The sequence below is a fragment of the Mesorhizobium sp. P160927 genome (genome assembly GCF_057766385.1).
The window spans coordinates 3,652,738-3,677,625 of sequence record NZ_JBYMDW010000001.1 but is presented as its reverse complement, the minus strand read 5'-3'; the positions used below and the strand labels follow the sequence as shown (position 1 = coordinate 3,677,625).

The 24,888-nt window shown below is 63.0% G+C and carries 25 protein-coding genes and 1 pseudogene; 5 read left to right on the top strand and 21 right to left on the bottom strand.

Annotated features, from left to right (window positions below):
* Window positions 1–101 precede the first annotated feature (101 nt).
* From AC3CB8_RS17795 to osmF, 5 genes are all read right to left on the bottom strand, one after another.
* Window positions 102–2,243 carry a sodium-translocating pyrophosphatase gene (locus AC3CB8_RS17795; RefSeq protein WP_023783053.1) on the bottom strand — a complete coding sequence of 714 codons (2,142 nt, stop codon included), beginning with the start codon at window positions 2,241–2,243 and terminating at the stop codon, window positions 102–104.
* 252 nt (window positions 2,244–2,495) lie between these two features.
* Entirely contained in the window at window positions 2,496–3,245 is a 750-nt protein-coding gene (locus AC3CB8_RS17790) for an ABC transporter permease (RefSeq protein WP_023773260.1), read from the bottom strand.
* Window positions 3,242–4,180, bottom strand: coding sequence for an ABC transporter ATP-binding protein (locus AC3CB8_RS17785; protein WP_023773261.1), 939 nt, complete (start codon window positions 4,178–4,180; stop codon window positions 3,242–3,244). Before AC3CB8_RS17785 ends, AC3CB8_RS17790 begins: the two co-directional genes overlap by 4 nt.
* The gene (locus AC3CB8_RS17780; protein WP_023783052.1) at window positions 4,177–5,340 is read right to left on the bottom strand and encodes an ABC transporter permease; all 1,164 of its coding nucleotides are present in this window, start codon (window positions 5,338–5,340) and stop codon (window positions 4,177–4,179) included. Before AC3CB8_RS17780 ends, AC3CB8_RS17785 begins: the two co-directional genes overlap by 4 nt.
* Window positions 5,341–5,377: 37 nt before the next feature.
* Window positions 5,378–6,289: a glycine betaine ABC transporter substrate-binding protein OsmF gene (gene osmF, locus AC3CB8_RS17775; RefSeq protein ID WP_023783051.1), complete on the bottom strand. Its 912-nt coding sequence runs from the start codon at window positions 6,287–6,289 to the stop codon at window positions 5,378–5,380.
* A gap of 216 nt (window positions 6,290–6,505) precedes the next feature.
* Between osmF and AC3CB8_RS17770 the strand changes: the two genes are divergently transcribed.
* The gene (locus AC3CB8_RS17770; RefSeq protein ID WP_023773263.1) at window positions 6,506–7,078 is read left to right on the top strand and encodes an NADPH-dependent FMN reductase; all 573 of its coding nucleotides are present in this window, start codon (window positions 6,506–6,508) and stop codon (window positions 7,076–7,078) included.
* Window positions 7,079–7,091: 13 nt separating this feature from the next.
* Here the strand turns inward: AC3CB8_RS17770 and AC3CB8_RS17765 are convergent, their stop codons facing one another.
* The 15 genes and pseudogenes from AC3CB8_RS17765 to AC3CB8_RS17695 all read right to left on the bottom strand — a co-directional run bounded on the left by AC3CB8_RS17765 (window position 7,092) and on the right by AC3CB8_RS17695 (window position 20,202).
* Entirely contained in the window at window positions 7,092–8,303 is a 1,212-nt protein-coding gene (locus AC3CB8_RS17765) for an MFS transporter (protein WP_023773264.1), read from the bottom strand.
* Complete coding sequence (gene nusB, locus AC3CB8_RS17760; RefSeq protein WP_023773265.1) at window positions 8,300–8,800, bottom strand: transcription antitermination factor NusB; 501 nt, start codon at window positions 8,798–8,800, stop codon at window positions 8,300–8,302. The genes AC3CB8_RS17765 and nusB overlap by 4 nt, the downstream gene beginning before the upstream one ends.
* Window positions 8,797–9,291 (bottom strand): 6,7-dimethyl-8-ribityllumazine synthase, encoded by a 495-nt coding sequence (gene ribH, locus AC3CB8_RS17755; RefSeq protein WP_023773266.1) that lies wholly within the window; start codon window positions 9,289–9,291, stop codon window positions 8,797–8,799. Before ribH ends, nusB begins: the two co-directional genes overlap by 4 nt.
* An 80-nt stretch (window positions 9,292–9,371) precedes the next feature.
* A complete protein-coding gene (locus tag AC3CB8_RS17750; protein ID WP_031240892.1) occupies window positions 9,372–9,659 on the bottom strand; it encodes a type II toxin-antitoxin system RelE/ParE family toxin in 288 nt (95 codons plus the stop codon).
* Window positions 9,637–9,908 (bottom strand): annotated as a pseudogene (locus AC3CB8_RS17745) (CopG family ribbon-helix-helix protein). The gene AC3CB8_RS17750 and the pseudogene AC3CB8_RS17745 overlap by 23 nt, the downstream one beginning before the upstream one ends.
* 41 nt (window positions 9,909–9,949) lie before the next feature.
* The gene (locus tag AC3CB8_RS17740) at window positions 9,950–10,570 is read right to left on the bottom strand and encodes a riboflavin synthase (RefSeq protein ID WP_023773268.1); all 621 of its coding nucleotides are present in this window, start codon (window positions 10,568–10,570) and stop codon (window positions 9,950–9,952) included.
* 6 nt (window positions 10,571–10,576) lie between these two features.
* Window positions 10,577–11,713, bottom strand: a complete 1,137-nt coding sequence (gene ribD, locus AC3CB8_RS17735) for a bifunctional diaminohydroxyphosphoribosylaminopyrimidine deaminase/5-amino-6-(5-phosphoribosylamino)uracil reductase RibD (RefSeq protein ID WP_352563087.1) — start codon at window positions 11,711–11,713, stop codon at window positions 10,577–10,579.
* Between the two features lie 2 nt (window positions 11,714–11,715).
* Window positions 11,716–12,195: a transcriptional regulator NrdR gene (nrdR, locus tag AC3CB8_RS17730; RefSeq protein WP_015318247.1), complete on the bottom strand. Its 480-nt coding sequence runs from the start codon at window positions 12,193–12,195 to the stop codon at window positions 11,716–11,718.
* A gap of 157 nt (window positions 12,196–12,352) precedes the next feature.
* Window positions 12,353–12,931 carry a hypothetical protein gene (locus AC3CB8_RS17725; protein ID WP_023773271.1) on the bottom strand — a complete coding sequence of 193 codons (579 nt, stop codon included), beginning with the start codon at window positions 12,929–12,931 and terminating at the stop codon, window positions 12,353–12,355.
* Window positions 12,932–13,044: 113 nt separating this feature from the next.
* Window positions 13,045–14,358 carry a serine hydroxymethyltransferase gene (glyA, locus tag AC3CB8_RS17720; RefSeq protein ID WP_488377331.1) on the bottom strand — a complete coding sequence of 438 codons (1,314 nt, stop codon included), beginning with the start codon at window positions 14,356–14,358 and terminating at the stop codon, window positions 13,045–13,047.
* Window positions 14,359–14,538: 180 nt separating this feature from the next.
* Window positions 14,539–16,179 carry a Na+/H+ antiporter gene (locus tag AC3CB8_RS17715; protein ID WP_352563086.1) on the bottom strand — a complete coding sequence of 547 codons (1,641 nt, stop codon included), beginning with the start codon at window positions 16,177–16,179 and terminating at the stop codon, window positions 14,539–14,541.
* 134 nt (window positions 16,180–16,313) lie between these two features.
* Window positions 16,314–17,567, bottom strand: a complete 1,254-nt coding sequence (locus tag AC3CB8_RS17710) for a L,D-transpeptidase family protein (RefSeq protein ID WP_023773274.1) — start codon at window positions 17,565–17,567, stop codon at window positions 16,314–16,316.
* A 350-nt stretch (window positions 17,568–17,917) separates the two neighbouring features.
* Complete coding sequence (gene ldtR, locus AC3CB8_RS17705; RefSeq protein WP_013896002.1) at window positions 17,918–18,433, bottom strand: transcriptional regulator LdtR; 516 nt, start codon at window positions 18,431–18,433, stop codon at window positions 17,918–17,920.
* A 309-nt stretch (window positions 18,434–18,742) separates the two neighbouring features.
* Window positions 18,743–19,165 carry a DUF6163 family protein gene (locus AC3CB8_RS17700; protein ID WP_023773275.1) on the bottom strand — a complete coding sequence of 141 codons (423 nt, stop codon included), beginning with the start codon at window positions 19,163–19,165 and terminating at the stop codon, window positions 18,743–18,745.
* On the bottom strand, window positions 19,162–20,202 hold the full coding sequence (locus AC3CB8_RS17695) for an enoyl-CoA hydratase/isomerase family protein (protein WP_352563085.1): 1,041 nt from the start codon (window positions 20,200–20,202) through the stop codon (window positions 19,162–19,164). Before AC3CB8_RS17695 ends, AC3CB8_RS17700 begins: the two co-directional genes overlap by 4 nt.
* A gap of 159 nt (window positions 20,203–20,361) precedes the next feature.
* Between AC3CB8_RS17695 and AC3CB8_RS17690 the strand changes: the two genes are divergently transcribed.
* The 4 genes from AC3CB8_RS17690 (at window position 20,362) to AC3CB8_RS17675 (ending at window position 23,482) form a co-directional block, all read left to right on the top strand.
* Window positions 20,362–21,183 (top strand): DUF2066 domain-containing protein, encoded by an 822-nt coding sequence (locus AC3CB8_RS17690; RefSeq protein ID WP_352563084.1) that lies wholly within the window; start codon window positions 20,362–20,364, stop codon window positions 21,181–21,183.
* Between the two features lie 113 nt (window positions 21,184–21,296).
* Entirely contained in the window at window positions 21,297–22,328 is a 1,032-nt protein-coding gene (hemB, locus tag AC3CB8_RS17685; protein WP_352595618.1) for a porphobilinogen synthase, read from the top strand.
* Window positions 22,329–22,429: 101 nt separating this feature from the next.
* Entirely contained in the window at window positions 22,430–22,651 is a 222-nt protein-coding gene (locus tag AC3CB8_RS17680; RefSeq protein WP_352563082.1) for a hypothetical protein, read from the top strand.
* 186 nt (window positions 22,652–22,837) lie between these two features.
* A complete protein-coding gene (locus tag AC3CB8_RS17675; RefSeq protein WP_023783043.1) occupies window positions 22,838–23,482 on the top strand; it encodes a dihydrofolate reductase family protein in 645 nt (214 codons plus the stop codon).
* A gap of 251 nt (window positions 23,483–23,733) precedes the next feature.
* Here AC3CB8_RS17675 and ppk2 read toward each other — a convergent pair whose 3' ends face one another.
* Window positions 23,734–24,654 (bottom strand): polyphosphate kinase 2, encoded by a 921-nt coding sequence (gene ppk2, locus AC3CB8_RS17670; RefSeq protein WP_023773281.1) that lies wholly within the window; start codon window positions 24,652–24,654, stop codon window positions 23,734–23,736.
* Window positions 24,655–24,888 lie beyond the last annotated feature (234 nt).

The window sequence follows — 24,888 nt, the reverse complement described above, 5'->3', positions numbered from 1 at the left end:
GTCGCGCACGCGGCGTCCAAATGCCGGACCAAGCGACCAGTCAGCTGACATGAAAAACCCGCGGGGATCGCTCCCCGCGGGTTTTTTTCAACCGCTTCCGCTCAGCCGTGCGCGAGCACGGCCAGCAACAGGAGCGCCACGATGTTGGTGATCTTGATCGCCGGGTTGACCGCCGGGCCGGCGGTGTCCTTGTAGGGATCGCCGACGGTGTCGCCGGTCACCGAAGCCTTGTGTGCTTCGGAGCCCTTGAGGTGCTTGACGCCGTCCTTGTCGGTGAACCCGTCCTCGAACGACTTCTTGGCGTTGTCCCAGGCGCCGCCGCCCGAGGTCATCGAGATGGCGACGAACAGGCCATTGACGATGACGCCGAGCAGCGAGGCGCCGAGCGCCGCGAAGGCGGACGCCTTCGAGCCCGAGATCAGCAGCACGCCGAAATAGACGACGAGCGGCGCCAGCACAGGCAGCAGCGACGGGATGATCATTTCCCGGATCGCCGCCTTGGTCAGAAGGTCGACCGCACGCGCATAGTTCGGCTTCGAGGTGCCGGCCATGATGCCCGGATCCTCGCGGAACTGCTTGCGCACCTCCTCGACGATGGCGCCCGCGGCGCGGCCGACCGCCGTCATGGCGATGCCGCCGAACAGGTACGGGATCAGGCCACCGAAGATCAGGCCCGCGACGACGTAAGGGTTGGAGAGATCGAAGGAGATTTCGCCCATGCCCTGGAAGTAGGGATATTTGTCGCCATTGGCGGCGAAGAACTTCAGGTCGTTCGAGTAGGCCGCGAACAGCACCAGCGCGCCGAGGCCAGCCGAACCGATGGCGTAGCCCTTGGTCACCGCCTTGGTGGTGTTGCCGACCGCGTCGAGCGCGTCGGTGGAGTGGCGCACTTCCTTGGGAAGGCCCGCCATTTCGGCAATGCCGCCGGCATTGTCGGTGACCGGGCCGAAGGCGTCGAGCGCCACGATCATGCCGGCGAGACCGAGCATGGTGGTGACGGCGATCGCCGTGCCGAACAAGCCGCCGAGCTGGTAGGTGGCGATGATGCCGCCGACGATGACGATTGCCGGCAGTGCCGTCGATTCCAGCGAGACCGCCAGGCCCTGGATGACGTTGGTGCCGTGGCCGGTCACCGACGCCTGGGCGATGGAGTTGACCGGGCGCTTGTTGGTGCCGGTGTAGTACTCGGTTATCACCACGATCAACCCGGTCACCACCAGGCCGATCAGGCCGCAGATGAACAGGTTCTTGCCGGTGATCGTCATGCCGGCGACGGTGCCGACCTCGCCCCAGCCGAGGGTGGCCGAGGTGGCGACGCCGAGGCCGACGATCGACAGCAGGCCGGTCACGATCAGGCCCTTGTAGAGCGCGCCCATGATCGAGCCGTTGGAGCCGAGCTTGACGAAGAAGGTGCCGACGATCGAGGTCAGGATGCAGGCGCCGCAGATGGCGAGCGGGTACAGCATCGCCGCACCGAGGACAGCGGTGCCGCCGAAGAAAATGGCGGCGAGAACCATGGTGGCGACAACCGTCACCGCATAGGTTTCGAACAGGTCGGCGGCCATGCCGGCGCAGTCGCCGACATTATCGCCGACATTGTCGGCGATGGTGGCCGGGTTGCGCGGATCATCCTCCGGGATACCGGCTTCGACCTTGCCGACCAGATCGCCGCCGACATCGGCGCCCTTGGTGAAGATGCCGCCGCCGAGACGGGCGAAGATCGAGATCAGCGAGGCGCCGAAGCCGAGCGAGACCAACGAGTCGATGACGATACGATCGTTGGGCTGAAGACCCATGAAATGGGTCAGGATGAGATAATAGATGGAAACGCCCAGCAGAGCGAGGCCGGCCACCAGCATGCCGGTGATGGCGCCCGACTTGAAAGCGATGTCGAGGCCGGCGGCGAGGCTGTTGGAAGCCGCTTGCGCGGTGCGTACATTGGCCCGCACCGAAACATGCATGCCGATGAAGCCGGCGGCACCCGAGAGAACGGCGCCGATCAGGAAGCCGATGGCGGCGGTGATCGACAGCAGCCACCAGGCGAGCACGAGCACGACCGCTCCGACGATGGCGATGGTGGTGTATTGGCGCGCCAGATAGGCCTGGGCGCCTTCGCGGATGGCGGCGGAGATTTCCTGCATGCGTGCATTGCCCTGATCGGCCGCGAGGACCGAACGTGTCGCCCAGATGGCGTATAGGATTGAAAGCAGGCCGCAGGCGATGACGGCGGAAATAATGGTCATTGCCGAATTTTCCTCGATTGTTGGCCCAAAAGAACCCCTCCCTGGGCCGTTGAGACAAAGAACGGATTCCGCGCGCGGAATCCGCCTCTTCGCATCGGTGTATGCGAAACAGGGCCGCGAACGTCAAGATATTGTTCGGTTTTTGCCCGGCTTTCGCCCAAAAGACAAAAACCGGGACGACAGAGCCGACAAAGCCTTCGATTTAGATCGATTGAATCAGACATCCGGGGCAGACCGCCGGTCTCCCCGAGGTCATTCCGCTTCGCGGCCCATCCGGCGCGCCGTGTATCGCTCGACCGCCGACAGTCCGTCATAGATCAGCACGGCAAGCGCCGCCACGATCAGGCCCCCCTGCAGGATAAAGGCGAGATTATTGGATAGCAGGCCGGCGATGATCACTTCGCCGAGCGTCTTGGCGGCCACCGTCGAGCCGATTGTGGCCGTGGCCAGGCTGATCACCACGGAGAGCCTTATGCCGCCAAGGATGATCGGTGCACTGAGCGGCAACTCGACCTTGGTGAGCCTTTGCCAGCCGGTCATGCCGGCGCCACGTGCCGCCTCGACGACATTGGCCGGCAAGGTCGTCAACCCGGTGAGTGCGTTCTCGAAGATTGGCAACAGTCCGTAGAGAAACAGCGCGATCAGCGTCGGCTTCTCGCCGAAGCCGACAGCCGGCACGGCGAGCGCCAGCACCGCCACCGGCGGGAAGGTCTGGCCGATGTTGACCAGGCTGCGCGACAACGGCAGAAATTCGACGCCAGCCGGCCGGGTGACGAGGATGGCGAGCGCCACCGCGACGATGGTGGCGGCGACGGTCGCGATCAACACGGTGCGCAGATGCAGCAGCGTCAGCGTCAGCAGGCTACCCTGGTTGTAGATTACGGGTGCGTTGTTTTCGGTCAGCGGCTTCAACAACGGCTCGAACCAAGCCGGACTGGTGATGAAGGCAACAAGCAACACCACCAAGGCAAGCCTGAGCAGCAGCGGCAGCCAGGCCTTCATGCCGGCCTCGCCGCGCGCTTGACCAGTCCGTCCACGGTGACGCGGCCGATCGGCTTGCCGTCGGCACCCTTCACCGGCAGCGCCGGCTTGCCGGACCAGAGAAGTTCCGCGAGCGCGTCACGCTGGCTGGCGTCGCCGGGGATCGCCTCGCCTTCGGCACCGCCCTGCTCCACCGCATCGCGTACCCGCCCCAGCGACAGCAGCCTGAACGGCCTTTCGCTGGCGCCGACCAGGGTCTCGACAAAGCTGCTAGCCGGGTTCGCCAGGATCTCCGCCGGCCTTGCATATTGCACGAGCTTGCCGGCATCCATCACCGCGATCTTGTCACCCATATGCACGGCCTCCTCCATGTCATGAGTGACGAGGATGATGGTGGTGCCGAAGCGCTTCTGGATTGCCAGCAGATCCTCTTGCGCCTTGGTGCGGATGATCGGGTCGAGTGCGCCGAACGGCTCGTCCATCAACAGCACATTGGGTTCGGCGGCGAGCGCGCGGGCAACGCCGACGCGCTGCTGCTGGCCCCCGGACAGTTCGTGCGGGTAGCGCGGGCCAAATTCCTGCGGGTCGAGTTGGTAGAGCGTCATCAGCTCGTCGACGCGGGACTTGATGCGCGCCTTGTCCCAGCCAAGCAGCACCGGAACGGTGGCGATGTTCTGCGCCACCGTGCGATGCGGAAACAGGCCGTGGCCCTGGATGGCGTAGCCGATGCTGCGGCGCAGTTCGTAACCGGGTACCGATCGATTGTCGGCACCGTCGAGCTTGATGACGCCGGCGGTTGGTTCGACCAGCCGGTTGATCATGCGCAGCAGCGTCGTCTTGCCGGAGCCCGAAGTACCGACAATGACGCAGACCGTGCGCGGCTCGATGACCATCGAGACGTCGTCCACGACAGTGGTCGCGTCATAGCGCTTGGTGATGCCTTCGATTTCGATCATGCCGTTTCAACCCTGCGCTTGGTGGCGGTCATTTCGATCACAGCGTCGAGGATGATGGCGGCGGCAAAAGCGAGTGCCACGGTCGGCACGGCGCCAAGCAGCACCAGGTCCATCGCCGTCTGGCCGACACCCTGGAAGACGAACACGCCGAAACCGCCGCCGCCGATCAGCGCGGCGATGGTGGCAAGACCGATATTCTGCACCAGGACAATGCGAATGCCGGTGAGGATCACCGGAAAGGCCAGCGGAAACTCCACACCGAACAGGCGCTGGCGGTCCGTCATACCCATGCCCCGCGCCGCGTCATTGGCGGCGCGCGGCACGCCGGCAAGGCCGACCACGGTGTTGGCCACCACCGGCAGAAGCGAATAGAGGAACAGGGCGACGAAGGCGGGCGCCGTGCCGATGCCCCTGATGCCTAGCGCGGCGGCCCCCGGGACCTGGGCCGCGACCCAGCCAAGCGGCGCGATGAGCAGCCCGAACAGCGCGATCGAGGGAATGGTCTGGATGATGTTCAAGACGTTGAGGACGCCGGCCCGCAGGCTCTCGACGCGGTGGCATAGGATGCCGAGCGGCAGACCGACGATCACGGCGGCAAGCAACGAGCCGAGAGCAAGGCTGACATGCTTGGAGCCTTCGGCCCAAAAGCTGTCGGCGCGGTTGGAGTATTCCTTGAGGATCGAGAGGCTGTCCCAGCGTCCCGAAATCAGCAGCAAGCCGATGGCCAGTGCCGCGACGACAAGCACGCCGACGCGCGCCGAGGGCGACAGGTTGAGCCGGGTCAGCACGTCCGCGAGCAAAAGCGTGAAGGCGAAGATAAGAATCCAGAAGCCGGATGCCGGCGAGACCCGGGCAAAGGTATTGCCGGCCGGAGTGAGAAATGTGCCGGCGACGCCGATGAGCAGCGCCAGCGCGACAAGCGCCACGACGCTCGCTGCAAGGCGCAAGACGAGCGGCGTTTTGAGGAGCGCGATGATTGCCACCACGACAATGATCGCGAGCAGCAACGGCCCTATCGCCTGCGGCAGCGCCTCGAGGATAGAGCGTGCCTGGCCGGGAACGATGCGGTTGGCGCGGAAGGTGGCGAATGGCGCGAGAAACGCGGCGTAAGCTGCGAGTGCAGCGATGACCACGCCGAGCTTATCGAAACGCAGGGTCATAAGGCGCCTCGCACTGACGTCACTTATCGACGCGTAGCTATTTCAAAAACCCGTTCTTCTTCAAAAAGTCCTCGGCGACGCCCTTGACCGGCTCGCCGCCGACCTGCACGCGGCCGTTCAGTTCCTGCAGCGTGACGAGATCGAGCTTGGCGAAGACCGGCTTCAGCAGCGTTTCGATCTCCGGGTGCTCCTTCAGCACGGATTCGCGGATGATCGGCGCCGGCTGATAGACAGGCTGCACGCCCTTGTCGTCAGTCAACACCACGAGGCCCGATGGCGCGATGCCCCCATCGGTGCCGTAGACCATGGCAGCATTGGCGCCGCTGGTCTGGTTGGCGGCGGCCGCGATGGTCGCTGCTGTATCGCCGCCCGATAGCGTGATCAGCTGGTCCGGCTTCAACGTGAAGCCATAGGTAGTCTGGAAGGCCGGAAGGGCTGCCGCCGAATTGACGAACTCGGCGGAGGCCGCCAGGACCACCTTGCCGCCGCCGGCAACATATTTGCCGAAGTCCGACAGCGTGACGAGCTTATTCTCATCCGTCACTTCCTTGCGCAGGGCGATCGCCCAGGTGTTGTTGGCCGGCGCCGGTGACAGCCAGACGATCTTGTTGGCGTCGTAGTCAAGCTTCTTGGCCGTCTCATAGGCCTTGGCGGCATCCTTCCACACGGGGTCATCGGCCTTTTCGAAAAAGAAGGCGGCGTTGCCGGTGTATTCGGGATAGATGTCGATCTCGCCGGCGGTGATCGCCTTGCGCACCACAGGCGTGCCGCCGAGTTGGATGCGGTCCGTGGTCTTGATGTTGTTGGCGTTGAGGACGAGCTGGATAATGTTGCCGAGCACGCCACCCTCGGTGTCGATCTTCGAGGAGACGACGACCTGAGCGCTAGCGGAAGCCGTTGTGATGGCGAACGCCATCGCCGCGCTGGCCAGAACCTTGACTGAAAACATCGTGAAAACCCCTTGCTATGAACCGTAATGCGGTGGCCGCATATGAGCATGGCTTCAACGGCCAGTCGGGGCACACGGTTTCATATGAAGGGGGACCCGCGCAATATTTTTGTTCCGGACGCGCCGATTTGGGCTTCGCCGCAAGAGCGGGCTGGCGATTGGCCGCTATCGGGTGGATAATGCCGTGCGGGTGGCGGCAAACACGGAGAGCGTGTTATGGCCATACACAAGGTCGGTTATCTCATCGGCAGCCTTGCCCAGGCATCCATCAACCGCAAGCTCGCGAAGGCGCTCGTTCAACTTGCCCCTCCCGAGCTCGAAATGACGGAAATCGGCTTCAAGGATCTGCCTCTCTACAGCTACGACTACGACGCCAATTTCCCGCCGGCCGCCCAGGCTTTCAAAAAGGCGATCGCCTCCGTCCAGGCCGTGCTGTTCGTCACCCCGGAGTATAACCGCTCGATTCCCGGCGGACTTAAGAACGCGATCGACTGGGCCAGCCGCCCCTACGGCAAAAATTCATTCGCGCGCAAACCGTCGGCCGTCATTGGAACATCGCCGGGCGCCATCGCGACCGCTGTCGCCCAACAAAGCCTGCGCAGCGTGCTGAGTTTCTGCAACTCACCGCAGATGAATGCACCCGAAGCCTATATCCAGTTCACGCCGGGACTGATCACGGATGACGGCGAGGTGACGGTTGAATCCACTGAGGATTTCCTGCGCAATTACATGGCTGAGTTCCACATGTTCATAGCGCGGGTGCTTCAGGTTCTGCCGCCGGACGCATAGCTTCAAATTCGCGTCAAGCCGGTCGCAAGCTTGTGATCTTAAGCGCGCCGAGTGCCACGAAGCAAAGCGCGGCGACCGGAAAGATCATCCAGTTGAGCATCATCCAGCCCCAGGCATTATAGACCATGCCCGACATCAGCGACGCACAGGCGACGGAGCCGAACAGGACGAAGTCGTGGAAGCCCTGCACCTTACCTTTTTCGGAAGGGTGGTAGCTGGCCGCCACCATGGCGGTGGCGCCGATGAAGCTGAAATTCCAGCCGAGGCCGAGCAGGATCAGCGCCGTCCAGAACTGCCACAGCGCCAGGCCCGACAAGGCAACGACGGCACAGCCGATCAGCAACAGCAGGCCAATGGCGACAATGCGCTCGGCACCGAAGCGATGGATCAGCGAGCCAGTGAAGAAACTTGGCCCGAACATCGCCATGACGTGCCAGGAGATGCCCAGCGTCGCATCGTTCTCCGACAGGCCGCAGCCCACCATGGCGAGCGGCGCGCCGGTCATGACGAAACTCATCAGCGCGTAGCTGCCGACGGCGCAGAAGAGCGCCGCGACGAAACGCGGCTTGGTGACGATTTCGGAAAGGGGTCGGGCATCGCCGTCGACAACGTCCACCTTGCTCGCGGTCCTCGACGGCAAACGAAGGAACGACAGGATGACGGCGCCGACAGCCGCCAGCGGCAGGATCGAGGCGAATGAACCGGCAAACATGACGGGTGCGAACAATTCGCGCGTGAAGATGACGATCTGCGGCCCGAGGATGGCGGTGATGATGCCACCGGCGAGCACAAAGGAGATGGCGCGGGCCTTGAACGCCGGCGGGGCGTTGTCGGCCGCGGCAAAACGGAACTGCTGGACGAAGGCCCCGCCGACACCGATGACGAGCAGCGCGAACGCGAACAGCCAGAAGCTGCCGTGGAACAAAGCCAGGGTGGCGACCAGCCCGCCGAGCGCGGTGATCACCGTTCCGGTCATGAAACCGCCACGCTGCCCCAGCCAGCGGATAATGGCGGCCGCGGGCAAGGCGCCGAGCGCCACACCGAGATTGAAGCCGGTGATAGGCGCGGTCGCCAGGGATTTGTCGGCGCCGAGCAGATATTGCCCGGCTAGCGCGCCCATGGAAATCGCGATGGGAGCCGCCGAGCCGATGATCGCCTGCGAGGCGGCGAGGATCAGCGCGGTGCGCCGCGCCTCCTTGCCCGCCTCGACCGCGATGGCGGTCACGAAGCGTCCTTGCCGCGTCCCTCGCCACGCACCCGGCGTGACACGCGGTCGAGCACGGCATTGACCAGCTTCGGCTCGTCTTCCTCGTAGAAGGCCTTGGCGATGTCGACATATTCGGTGACGATGACCGCGACAGGAACGTCCTCGCGCTTCATCAGTTCGTAGACGCCCGCGCGCAGGATGGCACGCAGCGTCGAATCGAGGCGCGACAGCGGCCAGTCGTCGGTCAGCGCCTGGCGAATAATCGGGTCGATGGTCTTCTGGTTCTCGACGACGCCGGCCAGGATGGCGCGAAACCACTGCGCGTCCGCCTCGCGATAGAGCGCGCCGTCGACTTCCTTGCCGAGACGGAACGCCTCGTACTCGGCGGTGATCTCGAACACGCCGCTGCCGGCGACATCCATTTGGTAGAGCGCCTGCACGGCGGCCAGACGGGCAGCGCCGCGCTTGTTGGCGTGGCGCACCGCGGGCTGTCCGGGCGAAGCGGGTTCGCTCACGATTGCGCTCCCAATTGTTCCTTCAGCGCGATCATGGTCAGCGCCGCACGCGCGGCAAAGCCACCCTTGTCGCCTTCGGAGCGCTTGGCCCGCGTCCACGCCTGCGCATCGTTCTCGGTGGTCAGGATACCGTTGCCGATGCAGACCGAGTCCTGCACGGACAGGTCCATGAGCGCACGGCTGGATTCATTAGCGACGATATCGAAATGATAGGTATCGCCACGGATAATCGTGCCGAGGGCGACGAAACCGTCATAGCCCGTCCCGCCTTCAGCCATGCCGTCGAGCGCGAAGGTGATCACCGCGGGAATTTCAAGCGAACCGGGAACAGTGACGACGTCGAAAGTCGCGCCCGCTTCGTCGAGCGCGCTTGTCGCCCCATCGAGCAGTGCGTCGGCGAGATCGTCGTGAAAGCGCGCCTCGATGACGAGAAGGTGAGCCTTCTTCTTGGGACGAATGAACGCCTTGCCGTGTTGGGATGTGCCAGCCATAGATGTCTCCGGGGTCGCCGGTGACTTAGGCCGAAGCCGGTTTGATCGCAAGCGGAAGATTGGCTGGGGGCGAAGTCCGCTTATCGCTCTTCTCGGGTCTGCCACGGACGGAGCAGTGAAATCGTAGTGTTCTCTATCTCGTAGCGGACCTCGCAGTTGCCGACCAAAATGCGGCGGACTTCACGCGGCTCGAACTCTTCCAGCTTCTTCCCGATACGCGGATCTTCGTTTAGCCGTGCTGCAGCGGCAACCAGCGACCGCACCACACTGGCGGCGGCCTGATTGTTTGCTGATGCAAGAAAGTCATGAAGCCCGACCAGGTCGGCCAAAGCCCTACTGGTCCACTTAGCTCCACCAGCGTGGCGCAGGGAGCGGCTTTTCACTACCAAGGCTCTCTGCCCGGGCCTGAACGGCCTGGCGGTCTATAACCCGACCAGCGTCGACATCGGCCAGCGCTTCAAGCGTGAGCCGTGGACGTTCCTCCTCCAAAACAACCCAAGCGGAAAGTGCCTGTTTAACGATCCACCCGCGCGGACGCTCAGTCGAGCAGCCAGTTGGTCCACTTTCCTCGCAAGCGGCAGTGGAACATGAGCAGTGATAACCTTTGTTTCCGTCAGGGCCTCGCAATCAAGTTTAATAATGCCGATTAAGACCGAGGCTATGCCTGTCCCTCTTTCGCCGCCTCCGCCAGCCGGGCGGCGTAGCGGGCCATGGTATCGATCTCAAGATTGACGCGGTCGCCTGCCTTGCGCTCGCCCCAGGTGGTGACGGTCAGCGAATGATGGATCAACAGCACGTCGAAGCGGGTGCCCGTAACGCTGTTGACGGTGAGCGAGGTGCCATCGAGCGCAACGGAGCCTTTCGGCGCAATGAATTTCGCCAGATCGCGCGGCGCTTCCAGTGTGAAGCGCACCGCATCGCCCTCATCCCTGCGTTCAACGATCTCGGCGGTGCCGTCGACATGGCCCGAAACGATGTGGCCGCCAAGCTCGTCGCCGAGCTTCAGCGCCCGTTCCAGATTGATCCTGGTGCCGGCCTTCCAACCCGCCGCCGTGGTCAGCCTGAGCGCCTCCTCCCAGGCCTCGACCTCGAACCAGCGCGCGTTCGAGCCGCTGTCGGGCAAAGCCGTGACCGTCAGGCAGACGCCACCACAGGAAATCGAGGCGCCGATGGCGATGGTCTCGGGATCATAGGCGGTGTCGATGCGCAGTCCCACCCCTTCCCGCAGCGGCTTGATGGCGGCCACGGTGCCGATATCGGTGACAATCCCGGTAAACATCGATCGCTATCCCTGAAAATCCCTGATCCATTCGGCGTAACCGTCTTCGCCGAACCGCATCTCGCGCAGCTTGCGAAAACCCACCGGGATATGGTCAGCGTCGACAGGCGATGCAATGCCGTCTTGGCCGATCGCTTCCGGTCCCTGGAACAGCACGATGCGGTCGACCAGCCCGTCGGCCAGAAAGGCGCTCGCCACCTTGGCGCCGCCCTCGACCAGCACGCTTGCCATGCCAAGCGCCGCCAAATCCTCGAGCAGCTCCGGCAATGCGACGCCGCCCTCGTGCGTCTCCGTACCGATGAAGCGCACGCCGGCGCGCTCGAGCGCGGCCCGCCGCCGCGAATCGGCCTCAAGGCAAGCCGCCACATAAAGAGGTACTCGATCGACGCCCGACACCAGCTTCGAGGCCTCCGGCAGCCTGATCTGGCGGTCGAGCACGATGCGTGCCGGCGAGCGGTTCTCCAGTCCGGGCAAACGCACCGTAAGCGCCGGATCATCTTCCAGCGCCGTGCCGATGCCGACCAGGATGGCGTCCGCCTCGGCGCGCATGAGGTAGACTTCGCGGCGCGCCATGTCGCCTGTTATCGCGACCTGGCCGGCGCCTTCCCTGCCAATCTTGCCGTCGCTCGAAAGCGCAAGCTTCAGAATTACTTCCGGGCGCTTTCTCAGAGAGCGAATCAAGTAGCCCGCCATCTGTTCGGCAGCTTCCGTGGCGAGGACCTTTTCGACCACTTCGACACCGGCCTCGCGCAGGATGGCGTAACCCTTGCCAGAGACCCGCGGATCGGGATCGCTGGCCGCACCCACGACACGCGCAATGCCGGCACTGACCAGCGCGTTGGCGCAAGGCGGCGTGCGGCCGTGATGGGCGCAAGGCTCCAAAGTGACATAGGCGGTGGCGCCACGCGCGAGTTCGCCGGCCTCGGCAAGCGCCTCGGTCTCGGCGTGCGGCCGGCCGCCGACGGCGGTGACGCCGGTACCGACGATCATCGGCCCGGTCCCACCATCGCGCACGATCAGCGTGCCGACGGACGGGTTGGTCGAGGTGCGTCCGGCATTCTTGCGCGACAGCCGCAAGGCCGCGGCCACGAAACGGCGGTCAAAGGTCGCTTGTTCGGCCTCGCTGAGTTGCGGTGCTGCCATGCTCAGCCGGCGTCCTCTTCGCTCTTTTCCTCGTCCCCCTTCAGTTCGCCGAGCAACTCGTGGAAATCCTTGGCCTCACGGAAATTGCGATAGACCGAGGCGAAGCGCACATAGGCGACATCGTCGAGCGATTTCAGCGCATCCATGACCAGCCGGCCGACCTCGCCCGAGGCCACTTCCGTTTCGCCGGAGCTTTCCAGTTGGCGCACGATCCCGGTCACCGCGCGATCGATGCGCTCGGGATCGACATTGCGCTTGCGCACCGCGATCTCGACCGAGCGCAACAGCTTGTCGCGGTCGAACGGCACTTTTCGTCCCGATTTCTTGACCACGACGAGGTCGCGCAACTGCACGCGCTCGAACGTCGTGAAACGGCCGCCGCAATCGGGGCAGACACGCCGCCGGCGGATCGCCGCGCCATCCTCGGCGGGGCGCGAATCCTTCACCTGCGTATCTTCGGACTGGCAATAGGGACAGCGCATGGAGAGCCTTGGGTTCGCGAATCTGGTGGGGTGAAAGGCTTAGAGCCTTTCCGGTGCGGATTGAAGCAGTTCCGCTTTTTCCACGGCCTGCCGCACCTCAGAGATAGCGAGGCGCGAGGAAGATTGCCAGCGCGGCAAGCTTGCTCCGGCCAGGCCGTTAAGGTGCCACGTCCTTAGTTGGGAAGCCACAAGATGTGCCGAGGGTGCGATAGGCCTTTGTGAAACCGTCCATCGGAATGCTGGCGACAGCCTGCTTGCCGAAGGTGACGTCGAGCGATGTGACTTTTCGCATGGCCCGCAGCAGCGCGAGACTTGTCTTGGCCTGATTGTCGATCGTCCAGCTCGGACGGCCATTGACGGCATCGCTGGAGTAAACCGTCGCGGAAACCTTGATGCCGGGATCGCCGAAAATGGCAGAGATCTTCTTGTCGGTCGGCAGGGTCCGGTTGTCGATGGTGAGCATGACGGCCGGATAGGCGTCAGGCGGCAGCGCGTCGCCGGTCGAGATCGACAATGTCAGCGTGCCCGAATTGCCACTCGCATCGAAGAACGCCGTCGAGGCCGCGCAGGTCTTGTGTGCGTCCTGGCCGGTGTCGAGCGTATCGACCATGGTCGTCCACCGGCCGAAAGTGCTGGTGGCAGGCATGTCCGCAGCGGGCTGCGTCTGGGCCAAAACGGGGCCGCAGGCGGCCAGCCAACCTAAAGCGCCGAGAGAAGCAAGACAAAAATTTCGCATCATCAATTCTCCGGGTCGATGCGTCACCCAATCAGGGTGACGCGATGCCGGTGGATAAAAGATGACGCTTCGCGCCCGGTCAACCGCGATAAGGGATCGCCCGAGATAAGGGATCAACCGAGATAGGGATAGAGGGGGAATTGACCGGTCAATGCGACAACCTTGGCCTTGACCGCCGCCTCGACCGCGGCATTGCCTTCGTCGGAATTGGCAACCTTGAGCCCATCCAGCACCTCGGCGATCAGTTTGCCGATCTCGCGGAACTCGGCCTGGCCGAAACCGCGCGTGGTGCCGGCGGGCGTGCCGAGCCGCACGCCAGAGGTAACGAAGGGCTTTTCCGGGTCGAAGGGGATGCCGTTCTTGTTGCAGGTGATGTTGGCGCGGCCAAGGGCCGCCTCGGCGCGCTTGCCGGTGGCGTTCTTGGGCCTGAGGTCAACCAGCATCAGGTGGTTGTCGGTGCCGCCGGAGACGATATCGAGGCCTGTTTCCTTGAGGCTGGAGGCAAGCGCCTTGGCGTTGGCTGCGACGCTTTCGGCATAGACCTTGAAGCTCGGCTTCAACGCTTCGCCGAAGGCCACCGCCTTGGCGGCGATGACATGCATCAGCGGTCCGCCCTGCAGGCCAGGGAACACCGCCGAGTTCATCTTCTTGGCAATATCCTCGTCATTGCACAGGATCATGCCGCCGCGCGGGCCGCGCAGCGATTTGTGCGTGGTGGTCGTCACCACATGGGCGTGCGGCAAGGGCGAGGGATGCACACCGCCGGCAACGAGGCCCGCGATGTGGGCCATGTCGACCATCAGATAGGCGCCGACGGCGTCGGCGATCTCGCGAAAACGCTTCCAGTCCCAGATACGCGAATAGGCTGTGCCGCCGGCCAGGATCAGCTTCGGCTTGGTCTCGTGCGCGGTCTTCTCGATGGCGTCCATGTCGAGCAGGTGGTCGTCCTTGCGCACGCCGTAGGAGACAACCTTGAACCACTTGCCGCTCATGTTGACCGGCGAGCCATGGGTGAGATGGCCGCCGGAATTGAGGTCGAGCCCCATGAAAGTGTCGCCGGGCTGCAGCAGCGCCAGGAACACCGCCTGGTTCATCTGGCTGCCGGAATTCGGCTGGACGTTGGCGAAGTTGCATCCGAACAGTTTTTTGGCCCGCTCGATGGCCAGTTCCTCGGCCACGTCGACGAACTGGCAGCCGCCATAGTAGCGCTTGCCCGGATAGCCCTCGGCATATTTGTTCGTCATGATCGACCCCTGGGCCTCGAGCACGGCGCGCGAGACGATGTTTTCGGAGGCGATCAGTTCGATCTCGTGGCGCTGGCGACCGAGCTCGTTGCGGATGGAGCCGAAGATCTCCGGATCGGCATCTTCCAAAGTGGTTTCGAAGAAGGATTCGAATTTGTTGGACGCCGCCGCTGCTGTTGCCATGGCCTGAGTTCCCCTAGGGTTGGAAGGGCAAATTCGTGCACGCCGTCGTCCCGAACCACTCAACGGCCTTGGACGACATGCATTGCGTTCGCCGGGCCATTAACACAGTTGTTTTGGGCTCGCCACGTTTGCAGCGCGAAATTTGCTGGCCGGTTTGCGCCAACGGATCGCGGCCGTTCGCTATTTCCTGTCCCGCCGCTGCTTCAATAAGGCCTCGGTCAAGGTGATTTCAGAAAACAGCGCGCGCATCGTGTGATCGTTGATCTCCTGGCTGCGGAACATGGCGCGCAGCGCTGCACGCTCCGCCTCGATGCCGGCCGCCCTGAGTTCCAGCTCCAACCTGCCGGCTTCGCGGGCTTCGGCGCGGGCCTCGTCGGCTTCGTCCGAAGCCGCGATGCGTCTACGGTAAGCTGCCACGATGCTGTCGGCGACGGCCAGGCGGGCCTGGACCGCCTCGCCCTCGCCCGCCTCGCTGGCGATGCTCTCGATCTTGGCGATCGCCGCATTGGCGGCGCCGACGCGCGCCCGGCGCTCTTCCGCCGCTGCCGGATCCTTGCCCGGCTCGACCAGCCCCCGCGCTATCCTGGGCAAGGCAAGGCTGGCGATCAGAAGCGAGCAGATGATGACGCCAGCGGCAAGGAAGATCACCACATCACGTTCCGGAAAGGGAGAGCCGTCCTGCAAAGCGAGCGGCAATGACAGGATGCCCGCCAATGTGATTGCGCCGCGCACGCCGGCTACGGAGCCGGCAAGCCGGACGCGAAATCCGAACGGCTCGGCCTCGCGTTTGCCGATGCGCGCCGCGATCGCCTGGGCGATGTCCCCGACCCAGATCCACAGGAAGCGCAGCCCGATCAGGCAGAGCGTCAGGATCAGCACCGTCGCCACCGGCTCGATCAGCCAATGACGGCTGGACAGTTCCGGTGGGACCTTGCGGATGATGTCGGGAAGCTGCAGGCCGAGCAGAATGAACAGAGCGCCATTGAAAACGAAGGTGAGCGTCGCCCAAAGCGACAGGGTCTGCATGCGCGCCGACACGCCAAGGAAGCGGTACATGCCGGAAGCCCCGGTCAGCAGGCCGGCGGTGACGGCCGCCAGGATACCCGAGGCACCGACATGCTCGGCGCCGAGATAGGCGACGAAAGGCAGCAGGATCATGACGAGAACCTGCGCTTCGGCGGGCACGCCGCCGATGCGGTTGAGCAGTTGCAGCGCCTTGGCGGCGATGAACAGCGCCGCGATACCGGCCAGGATGCCAGCGGCGACGGCGTAGAGGAAGCTGAGCGAGGCTCCCGCGAAGGAGAAGCTGCCGGTCAATGCCGCCGCCACCGCAAAGCGGAACATGACCAGGCCCGACGCGTCGTTGAGCAGCGACTCGCCCTCCAATATGTGCATCAACCGGGACGGAACCACATTCCTGTCGACGATGGCGGATACAGCCACGGCGTCGGTCGGCGACAGAACGGCGGCCAGCGCGAATGCGACGACGAGCGGAATGCTCGGCACCAGCCAATGCAAGGCATAGCCGAAGCCGACAATGGTGAAGAAGACCAGCCCGATGGCGAGATCGAGTATAGGTCCGCGCAAAGCGACGAGTTCGCGTTTGGGCGCCGCGAAGGCGTCGCCGAACAGAAGCGGCGGGATGAACACCAGCAGGAAAAGTTCCGGATCTATCTCGACATGGAGGCCCTTGGCGGGCCAAGCAAGGGCCGCGCCGATGGCGATCTGCAGCACCGGCAGCGGCACTCGAACCAGGCGGACGAGCGCGCCGGACAGCGCCACGAAGACCAGCACGACGAGAATGAAGATGGCGACGTCCATGGCACGATCCCGGCTGTTTGCCGACCATCGCCAATCGCCTGAGCTTCGTCCAGCCGGTCGAATGAGTGGATCTGACGACATCCGCAACAAAAAAGCCGCCCTGAGAGCGGCTTTTTAAAAAAAATATCAGGTCGTTACAGTGAAGACGTGATCTGCAGCTCGCTGTTGCCGTCGAGCGCATAGACGTCGTCGCGGAACTGGACGACGCCGGGTCCTGTCGACCAGGCAGAGAGATAGAGGAAATGCACCGGCACCGGGTTGGTGACCTGGATCGGCGTGTTCTGGCCGGTCTTGATGGCCGCCTCGAAATGCTGGCGATCCCAGCCGGGCGTGTCGCGCAGGATCCAGGTGACGAGATCGCGCACGTTCTGGACACGCACGCAGCCCGAGGAATCGAAGCGCATCATCTTGCCGAACAGGCTCTGCTGCGGCGTGTCGTGCATGTAGACGCCGTCCGGGCTCGGGAAATTGATTTTGACCGACGCCATGGCGTTTTCCGAACCGGGATCCTGACGAAAACGGTACTTGGCGGCATCGTCGGTCGACCAGTCCACATTCATCGGATCGACTTCGCTGCCATCAGGCGCGAACAGGCGGATATGGCTGTTCTTGAGATAGTCGGGATTCTTCCGCATCAACGGAATGATGTCCTTGCGCACGATCGAGACCGGTGCGTTCCAGTACGGATTGACGATGATCTCGTTGATCTTGGAATTGACGATCGGCGTCTGGCGATCGATCTTGCCGACGATCGCGGTGTGGCGAAGCACGACGCGGTCGTTCTCGACCGCTTCGACCTGCGCCGCCGGAATGTCGACCAGAACATAACGGCTGCCCAACGTACCGGCCTTTTCCTTCAGCCGCTGCAGATTGGTCTGCAACTGGCCGAGCCGGATCTGTGCCGAAACGTTCATCGCGGCATAGGTGTATTTGCCCATCGAGCCGTCAGCCGGCAGGCCGTGGCGCAACTGGAAGCGCTTGACCGCCGAGTCGACATAGGAATCGAAAGCCGTCGAAATGCCGGCGCTCTGCGACAGGTCGCCCGCAACCATCAGGCGCTTGCGCAGCGGCACCACGTCCGGATCGTCGACGCCGAGTTGCAGCCTCTTCGTCGCGGGAACGTCTGTCCAACCGCCCTGCCCGACAATGTTCTGATACTGCGCGACCGCCTGCTCGGTGAAGGCGACAGTCTGGGGACTGAAGATGGGCAGCGTCGAGGCCACCTTGCCGCCTTCGCTGGCGCGTGCATCGAACTGATCGTCCCAGTTGCCGCGGGCCGAGGATTTCAGGATATCTCCGATCACGTCCTGCGCATTCGCACGCCCAGCCACCACGGCGGCAGCGAGCGCGGAGGCTCCGGAAAGGAAAAAGCGGCGGCTGGTTCTCATGGACGTTCCAGACATTCTTGTAGCGGTTCGATCACTTGCTGCATCGACCATCGCGCGATCTCGCCCGCACTCTAAAATCGGCAATCTTAACAATTAGCCAACCATGGTCCGTATCACATTGGCGACCAAGGCAAGGGGCGCGACACGGTTGCGGGTGGACGCATGGTCTTCACCACAGCATCACTTCCGCTCTCGGTTCCACTGGAATATGGCGGCAACGTGGCCTTGGCCGGTAATTTGCTTCGGCCGGACGCAAGAAAGAAAAGACCGGTGCTTTTCGGCACCGGCCCTGACTGGAGGTCGCTGTTTCGGCCACGCTTCTGCGGCGCGGCTCCGTTTCCTGGATGGTCTTACATCCGGTAGGCAATCGTGTCGTTCCAGAAGCGGTCGAGCCGCTGCAGAGCGCGGTTCATCTGCTTGAACTCGTCGGTGTTGATGCCGCCGACCTGTTCGATCGAGCCGACATGGCGCTCATAGAGACCGGCAACCACGTCCGCCACTTCATTGCCTTTCGGCGTCAGCGAGACACGGACCGAACGGCGGTCGATGCGCGAGCGCTGGTGGTTGATGAAGCCGAGATCGACCAGCTTCTTCAGATTGTAGGAGACGTTCGAGCCGAGATAATAGCCACGCGAGCGCAGTTCGCCTGCGGTCAGCTCGGAATTGCCGATGTTGAAGAGCAGCAGCGCCTGGATGGCGTTGATGTCGGAGCGGCCGTTGCGGTCGAATTCGTCCTTGATGACATCAAGCAGACGGCGGTGCAAACGCTCGACCAGCTGCAGCGATTCCATGTACAGGGAACGGATAGCCTCGCGGCGATCGTCGGAAACGTTGGCGGTCTTCGCCGCCGGACGCGAATTGATCATTGTCTTTGCCTCTCGTTTGTCGCCTTGGTGATTTTTTGTTTTTCACCTTGATCGCGACACTATCGAATACTCATAAAATTCGACTTAAACGCTAGGGCTAACAAGAGCTTACCGGTAAGAGGTTTCGCAAGACGCTTAACGAACGGTCACCCGGGCAAGGATGATTAACCTAAAGATTTAGGCAATGGCCGCCGCGCCGGATTCAGGCAGTCGACAGGTCGTCAATGGGTATAAAGGCTTACAGCACGTCGCCTCTGATTTTATGCATGTCGTGATCCCGGAACCGAGGACACTTCCGGGCGACATGCATTAGTGCCGTGCCGGCCGTTTCTGCAGGTAGATGACGACGCGAAAGACGATATAGAGCAGCGCCACGCAGGCATGCGAGACGATGATCAGGGGACGATGGCCGAAAAGCTCGGGAAAGCCGGCATACATGACCGTCTCCGTGACCGCGCAGATGAACCAGATCACCGGGCCCCAGGACGCCAGCATCCACAACCCTGCCGCGGCGAAGGGAAAGAACACCGCGAGCATCACCGCCGCGACCTGCCAATGCACCGGCATAAGGTCGAACCGCCACAGCGAGCCCGGATAGAAGCCGATCAGCTTGATCCAGTAGAGGATGCCGAACAGCAGGCAGTAGCCCGCGATAACACGCTGGAACCAGGCGAAGATCACCTCGACGGTCGAGGGCTGCAGGACGACGCGTCTCGATGTCACCTCGCTCACAACTCGAGTTCCCGATCGCCGAGCGAGGCAAAATAGGCCTCGACATCCGCCTCGCCGACCGCATCGATCGCTGCCGGCCGCCATTGCGGCTTCGAGCCCTTGTCGATGATGGCGGCGCGGATGCCTTCGTAGAAATCGTGGCCGGCCAGCATCCGGTTCAGGATGCGGAACTCCATCCTCATGCAGTCGTCCATCGACAAGGTCTGCCCGGCGCTGATCTGTCGCCAGGCGACGCGAAGACTGGTCGGCGAGCGCGTGCGGATCGTTGCCAGCGTCCCGGCGGCGAATTCGTCCTTGCCCGCGCGGTCCAGGGTGTCGATGAGATCCGGTAGCGACGGTTGGGCAAAATGGCGGGAGATCGCCTCCAGGATCGGCCTGTCGGTCTCCCGCTTGGCCGGAACAAAGAAACCGCGCAGCACCGATTCCGGATCGCCCGTCAGCGCCAGCCGATCGAGGAAGCTTAGCTGGTCTTCGGCCTTGATGGTGTGGGTGGCCAGCCCCGACCACAGCGCATCGCCATAACGAATGCGGTTCCCAGTCAGCGCCAGGTACATGCCGAAGGAACCGCCAAGGTCGGGCAGCAGATGACTGGCGCCGACATCCGGGAAAAAGCCGATGCCGACCTCCGGCATGGCGAACTGGGCATTCTCGGTCATCACCCGGTGCGAACCGTGGAAGGAAATGCCGACCCCGCCGCCCATGACCATACCGTCGATGAGCGCCACATAGGGCTTCTTGAAACGCGCGATGTAGGCGTTGAGGCGATACTCGTCTGCGAAAAACTCTACCGGTGGGTTTCCAGCCCGACCGGCTTCGTAGATGTGCAGGATATCGCCCCCGGCCGAAAACGCCCTGCCCTCGGCCTTGACCACGACGACATCCACACCCTCGTCGCGCTCCCAAGACCGCAGGGCCTTGCCTAGCGCCTTGATCATGCGATGGGTGACGGCGTTGAGCGCCTGCGGCCGCGTCAGCGTGACGACCCCGGCCCTGCCCAACCTTTCGAAGCGAATTTCGTCGCCTCCACCAAAATCCATCGCCAGAGAATCCTTGTTCCCACGCCTGCGGGACTGAAGTGCTAAAGGCGGCACATGGGTGCGTCAATGGCTGCAGCCTGGCCGCCTCGATCTTGGCGGCTAGCGGTGGCCGATGCTATTGGTGGACGTTACGAGAGGCCGAGAGCAGGATAGTTAGCCATGCCGCCGTTTTTGCGCCTTGCCTTTGTTCTGAGTTGCCTATCGGTGTTGATGGCAACCAATGTCGCCGCGGGGGCAACCGACCTCGGCGACCTTTACCACTCGCAGACCATTGTCACCGGCCAGGGTGAAGAAAACCGTCAACTCGGCTTTAGGACTTGCCTCGACAAGGTGCTCGTCCGTGTTTCGGGCGATCAGCGGCTGCTTGCCAGACGCGAAATGGACGCGCTGCGCGACAAGGCCGGCAGCTTTGTCGACTCGTTCCGCTACCATGACCGGATGGAGGGCATTCCGATCCATGACGAGCAAGGCACGCATGACCGGCCGCATGATCTCACCTGCTTCTACAAACCTGATGTGATCGACAGGCTGCTGGCGTCGCTCGGCAGCAGGCCCTGGCTGGGCGAGCGGCCGACACTCACCGTCTTCCTCACGACCGAACAAGGCGCGCGGCATTTCGTTCTGAGCGCCGAGGAAGGGCGCGGCGAGACGATGCGCGAATCCTTCGTCAATGCCACCGGGCCGATGCTGATGCATGTCGCGTTTCCGAAAGCCGCGCAACTTGCCGGCTTGGGTGAAGGAGCGCTACGCGCGACGGACATGGCAAGGCTGGATCGGATGGCCAAGCAAACCGGCGGCGACCGAGCGCTCGCCGGCAGCATCATATGGAGCGACGAGGAACTGGGCTGGATCGCCGATTGGCGACTGGCCGATCACGGCAAGACCTATCGCTGGCAGGTGCGCGGTGTCAGCTTCGACGAGGCGTTCCGTGTGGCAATAGGAGGCGCGGCACGGATCCTTTCGGGCAATGGGCAGCCCTGACCCAATAGGCGTGGTGGGACAGCGCTGTGGCAGCTTTCGGCACTGGCACAAACGTGTCGCATTGGTCAGCACCAAGGGCTCGTGGTAAAAGCAGCGGATCCGGAGTTTTGGCCATGAACAAATTCACCCCAGCAAAAGCTGCCGGCGCGCGCAGCGTCGATGACGTCACCGGTAGCCGCCGCCTGCGCCGCATGCGCAAGGCCGACTGGTCGCGCCGGCTCGTGCAGGAGAACAGGCTTTCGGTGGACGACCTGATCTGGCCGATATTCGTTGTCGAGGGCAGGAATATCCGAGAGCCGATTGCCGCCATGCCCGGCGTCTTCCGGCTTTCGGTCGACCTTGCCGTCAAGGAGGCCGAACGGGCGGCCAAGCTCGGCATCCCGGCTCTTGCCACCTTTCCCAACGTCGATCTCGGCCTGCGAGACCAGACGGGGTCCCACATCCTCGACCCGGAAAACATCATCAACCGCGCCACGCGTGCCATCAAGGACGCGGTACCCGAGATCGGCATCATCACCGACGCCGCACTCGACCCGTTCACCAGCCATGGCCATGACGGCATCCTGCGCGATGGCATCATCGTCAATGACGAGACCGTCGAACAGGTCGCGGCGGCGGCCGTCATCCAGGCGGCGGCCGGCGCCGACATCATCGCGCCGTCCGACATGATGGACGGCCGTATCGGCGGCATCCGCGACGCGCTCGACGCCAACGGTTTCCAGGACGTGGCGATCATGTCCTACGCCACCAAATTCGCCTCGGCCTTCTACGGCCCCTATCGCGAGGCGGTCGGCACCGCCGGCCTGCTCAAGGGCGACAAGAAGACCTATTATATCGACCACGCCAATTCGGACGAGGCGGTGCGCGAGGCCGAGCAGGACATCGCCGAGGGCGCCGACATGCTGATGGTCAAGCCCGGCCTGCCCTATCTCGATATCATTCGCCGGCTGAAGGACGAATTCCAGATGCCGACCTTCGCCTACCAGGTCTCGGGCGAATATTCGATGATCAAGGCGGCTGATTCCAATGGCTGGATCGATGGCGAGAAGGCGATGCTGGAATCGTTGCTCGCCTTCAAGCGCGCCGGCTGTGACGGCATCCTGACCTATTTCGCACCCGAAGTGGCTGTGATGCTGAAGGGGTAGCCCGACTTCCCGGGCAAGGCACTTCAGTAGATGTCACCACTTCCTTCGATTGGTCGGCTGTTCCATCGAAAACCCGCTGACAAAAACTGGCAGCTGCAGCTATGATCGAAGCACGGCCGGAGGCGGCCCGCACCTCGGCCAAGCGGTATGGCGAACGCCTCCTGAGGATGCTTCCTGACCCGTTTCACCGTCGGGCGACGGTGTCGGCAAGGCGGGCACTGACGAAGGCTTCGCCGCAACCCGAGGAAACGGTCATGCTTGCCTATTGCCATGCCAAGACGATGGCGAAAGCCATGCGGCAGGCGCTGGCCGCCGCGACCTGACGATTAGCCACAGCGAGGACCTTGGAATCGTCGCGCGCCAACTGACCGGGCAATGAGGCGGTGGCCGTAGCTTGGCGGCAAGATTCGGAAACACCTTTCCCGCCTCGAAAAACCGCTTGCAATTCAAAATCAGTTTGCTAGAAAACCGCTTGCAAAATACAACTGGCTCTCAAGAAGGAGGTCCTCATGTCCAAACTTCGCGTCAACGCTTTCAGCCTGTCGCTTGACGGCTATGGCGCCGGTCCCGATCAGAGCCTTGAAAATCCGCTCGGAGTCGGCGGACCGGCCCTGCACAAATGGGCTTTCAGCACCCGCACCTTCCGCAAGATGTTTGGCGAGGAAGGCGGCGAGACAGGCGTCGACGAAGACTTTGCGGCGCGCAGCTTCGAGAATGTCGGCGCCTGGATCCTCGGCCGCAACATGTTCGGGCCGATCCGCGGCGAATGGCCTGACGACAGCTGGAAGGGCTGGTGGGGCGACAACCCGCCCTATCACGTCCCGACCTTCGTGCTGACGCATTACAAGCGCGATCCCATCGTGATGGAAGGCGGCACGACCTTTTATTTCGTAACCGACGGCATTCATTCGGCTCTCGAACAGGCCAAAGCGGCCGCGTCAGGCAAGGACGTGCGAGTCGGCGGCGGCGTCTCCACCGTCCGGCAGTATCTGCAGGAAAAGCTGATCGACGAGATGCACCTGGCGATCTCGCCGGTGCTGCTTGGCAGAGGCGAGAACCTTTTTGCGGGGCTGGATATGGTGAAGCTTGGCTATCAATGCACCGAGCAAGTGGCGACGGCGCTTGCCACGCATGTGGTGATCAAGCGGGCGTAAGGTGGCGAAACCCTCGACGAACGCCCGTTTCTCCCTGTCACTATACGGGGAGAAATGTCCGGCAGGACAATGAGGGGCGGCGCTAGCGCTAGAAGATTGCGCTGTCGAGCATGTCAGATGGCAATGTGTCAGCAGAAGAACATAGCGCGCGCGGGGTTGATCCGGGCTCAATTATCAAAGCCAGCGCCGCCCCTCATCCGCCTGCCGGCACCTTCTCCCCGTAGTGACGGGGAGAAGGACAAAACTCTCGCTCAATACTTCTCCGGCACGTAAAGTTCGCGCGGCAGCACCTGGCGCTCGTATTCCGGGTTGAAGACGCGCTCCGGCAGCGTGATCTCCTCGTGTGGCACCTCTTCATACGGCAGCTGCTTGAGCAAATGGTCGATGCAGTTCAGCCGCGCGCGCTTCTTGTCGTTACCCTCGACGATGAACCAGGGCGCCTCGGGAATGTTGGTGCGGGCGAAGGTCTCCTCCTTGGCCTTGGTGTACTGTTCCCAGCGCACCCGCGACTGCAGGTCCATCGGCGACAGCTTCCACTGTTTCATCGGGTCGTGGATACGCATCAGGAAGCGCATTTGTTGTTCCTCGTCGGTGATCGAGAACCAGTATTTGACCACGGTGATGCCCGAGCGCACCAGCATGCGCTCGAACTCCGGCACGTCATGGAAGAACTCCTCGACCTGCTCGGGGTTGGCAAAACCCATTACCCGTTCGACGCCGGAGCGGTTGTACCAGGAGCGGTCGAGCAAAACGATCTCGCCGCCTGCGGGCAAATGCGGGACATAGCGCTGGAAATACCATTGCGACTTCTCGCGTTCGGTCGGAGCCGGAAGCGCCACGACGCGGCAGATACGCGGATTGAGCCGCTGTGTGATGCGCTTGATGACGCCGCCCTTGCCGGCGGAGTCGCGGCCCTCGAATATCACCACCAGTTTCTTCTTGTGGTAGGCGACCCAGGATTGCAGCTTGATCAATTCGGACTGGAGGCTGATCAGGTCGCGAAAATACCGCATGCGATCGATCGAAGGCGGATGCGAGTTCTTGTAGATCTTGGCGATCTCCATAGAGAGGGCCGGCTCCGACATTTCGAGCTCATAGTCCTCGTCGAGCGTGTCGGCGAGCTCGGCCTCAAGCCAGTCCTTGGCAGGGGAATTCTGTTTCAGCTCGGTCATATCAACTGCTCCGCTTGCAAGCCCTCTCGGTTACCACTGGCGCCCCAATTGCTGGCCAGCGGCCTGAATGGAAACACCTGAGCCGACTTCAATATAGGCCGGCGGTGACGGTTTTATTGCAGCCCGAGCGCAATTTCCGACGTTGCATATTCCGCAATGTACGATCGATCGACCGTCGTTGCATGGCGACAAGCAGGCTGAATTGTCCTACAAATGCGGTCGCATTCCAGGCCT

Coding starts and splice junctions, on each gene's coding strand:
- ribD (WP_352563087.1), bottom strand. CDS start 11,713: ATGGCAGCACCGCAACTCAGCGAGGCCGAACAAGCGACCTTTGACCGC.
- AC3CB8_RS17675 (WP_023783043.1), top strand. CDS start 22,838: ATGTCCAAACTTCGCGTCAACGCTTTCAGCCTGTCGCTTGACGGCTAT.
- osmF (WP_023783051.1), bottom strand. CDS start 6,289: ATGTTTTCAGTCAAGGTTCTGGCCAGCGCGGCGATGGCGTTCGCCATC.
- ldtR (WP_013896002.1), bottom strand. CDS start 18,433: ATGATCAATTCGCGTCCGGCGGCGAAGACCGCCAACGTTTCCGACGAT.
- ribH (WP_023773266.1), bottom strand. CDS start 9,291: ATGGCTGGCACATCCCAACACGGCAAGGCGTTCATTCGTCCCAAGAAG.
- AC3CB8_RS17690 (WP_352563084.1), top strand. CDS start 20,362: ATGCCGCCGTTTTTGCGCCTTGCCTTTGTTCTGAGTTGCCTATCGGTG.
- ppk2 (WP_023773281.1), bottom strand. CDS start 24,654: ATGACCGAGCTGAAACAGAATTCCCCTGCCAAGGACTGGCTTGAGGCC.
- AC3CB8_RS17695 (WP_352563085.1), bottom strand. CDS start 20,202: ATGGATTTTGGTGGAGGCGACGAAATTCGCTTCGAAAGGTTGGGCAGG.
- AC3CB8_RS17790 (WP_023773260.1), bottom strand. CDS start 3,245: ATGAAGGCCTGGCTGCCGCTGCTGCTCAGGCTTGCCTTGGTGGTGTTG.
- AC3CB8_RS17770 (WP_023773263.1), top strand. CDS start 6,506: ATGGCCATACACAAGGTCGGTTATCTCATCGGCAGCCTTGCCCAGGCA.
- AC3CB8_RS17725 (WP_023773271.1), bottom strand. CDS start 12,931: ATGCGAAATTTTTGTCTTGCTTCTCTCGGCGCTTTAGGTTGGCTGGCC.
- AC3CB8_RS17795 (WP_023783053.1), bottom strand. CDS start 2,243: ATGACCATTATTTCCGCCGTCATCGCCTGCGGCCTGCTTTCAATCCTA.
- AC3CB8_RS17680 (WP_352563082.1), top strand. CDS start 22,430: ATGATCGAAGCACGGCCGGAGGCGGCCCGCACCTCGGCCAAGCGGTAT.
- AC3CB8_RS17715 (WP_352563086.1), bottom strand. CDS start 16,179: ATGGACGTCGCCATCTTCATTCTCGTCGTGCTGGTCTTCGTGGCGCTG.
- hemB (WP_352595618.1), top strand. CDS start 21,297: ATGAACAAATTCACCCCAGCAAAAGCTGCCGGCGCGCGCAGCGTCGAT.
- AC3CB8_RS17740 (WP_023773268.1), bottom strand. CDS start 10,570: ATGTTTACCGGGATTGTCACCGATATCGGCACCGTGGCCGCCATCAAG.
- glyA (WP_488377331.1), bottom strand. CDS start 14,358: ATGGCAACAGCAGCGGCGGCGTCCAACAAATTCGAATCCTTCTTCGAA.
- AC3CB8_RS17710 (WP_023773274.1), bottom strand. CDS start 17,567: ATGAGAACCAGCCGCCGCTTTTTCCTTTCCGGAGCCTCCGCGCTCGCT.
- AC3CB8_RS17785 (WP_023773261.1), bottom strand. CDS start 4,180: ATGATCGAAATCGAAGGCATCACCAAGCGCTATGACGCGACCACTGTC.
- nrdR (WP_015318247.1), bottom strand. CDS start 12,195: ATGCGCTGTCCCTATTGCCAGTCCGAAGATACGCAGGTGAAGGATTCG.
- AC3CB8_RS17780 (WP_023783052.1), bottom strand. CDS start 5,340: ATGACCCTGCGTTTCGATAAGCTCGGCGTGGTCATCGCTGCACTCGCA.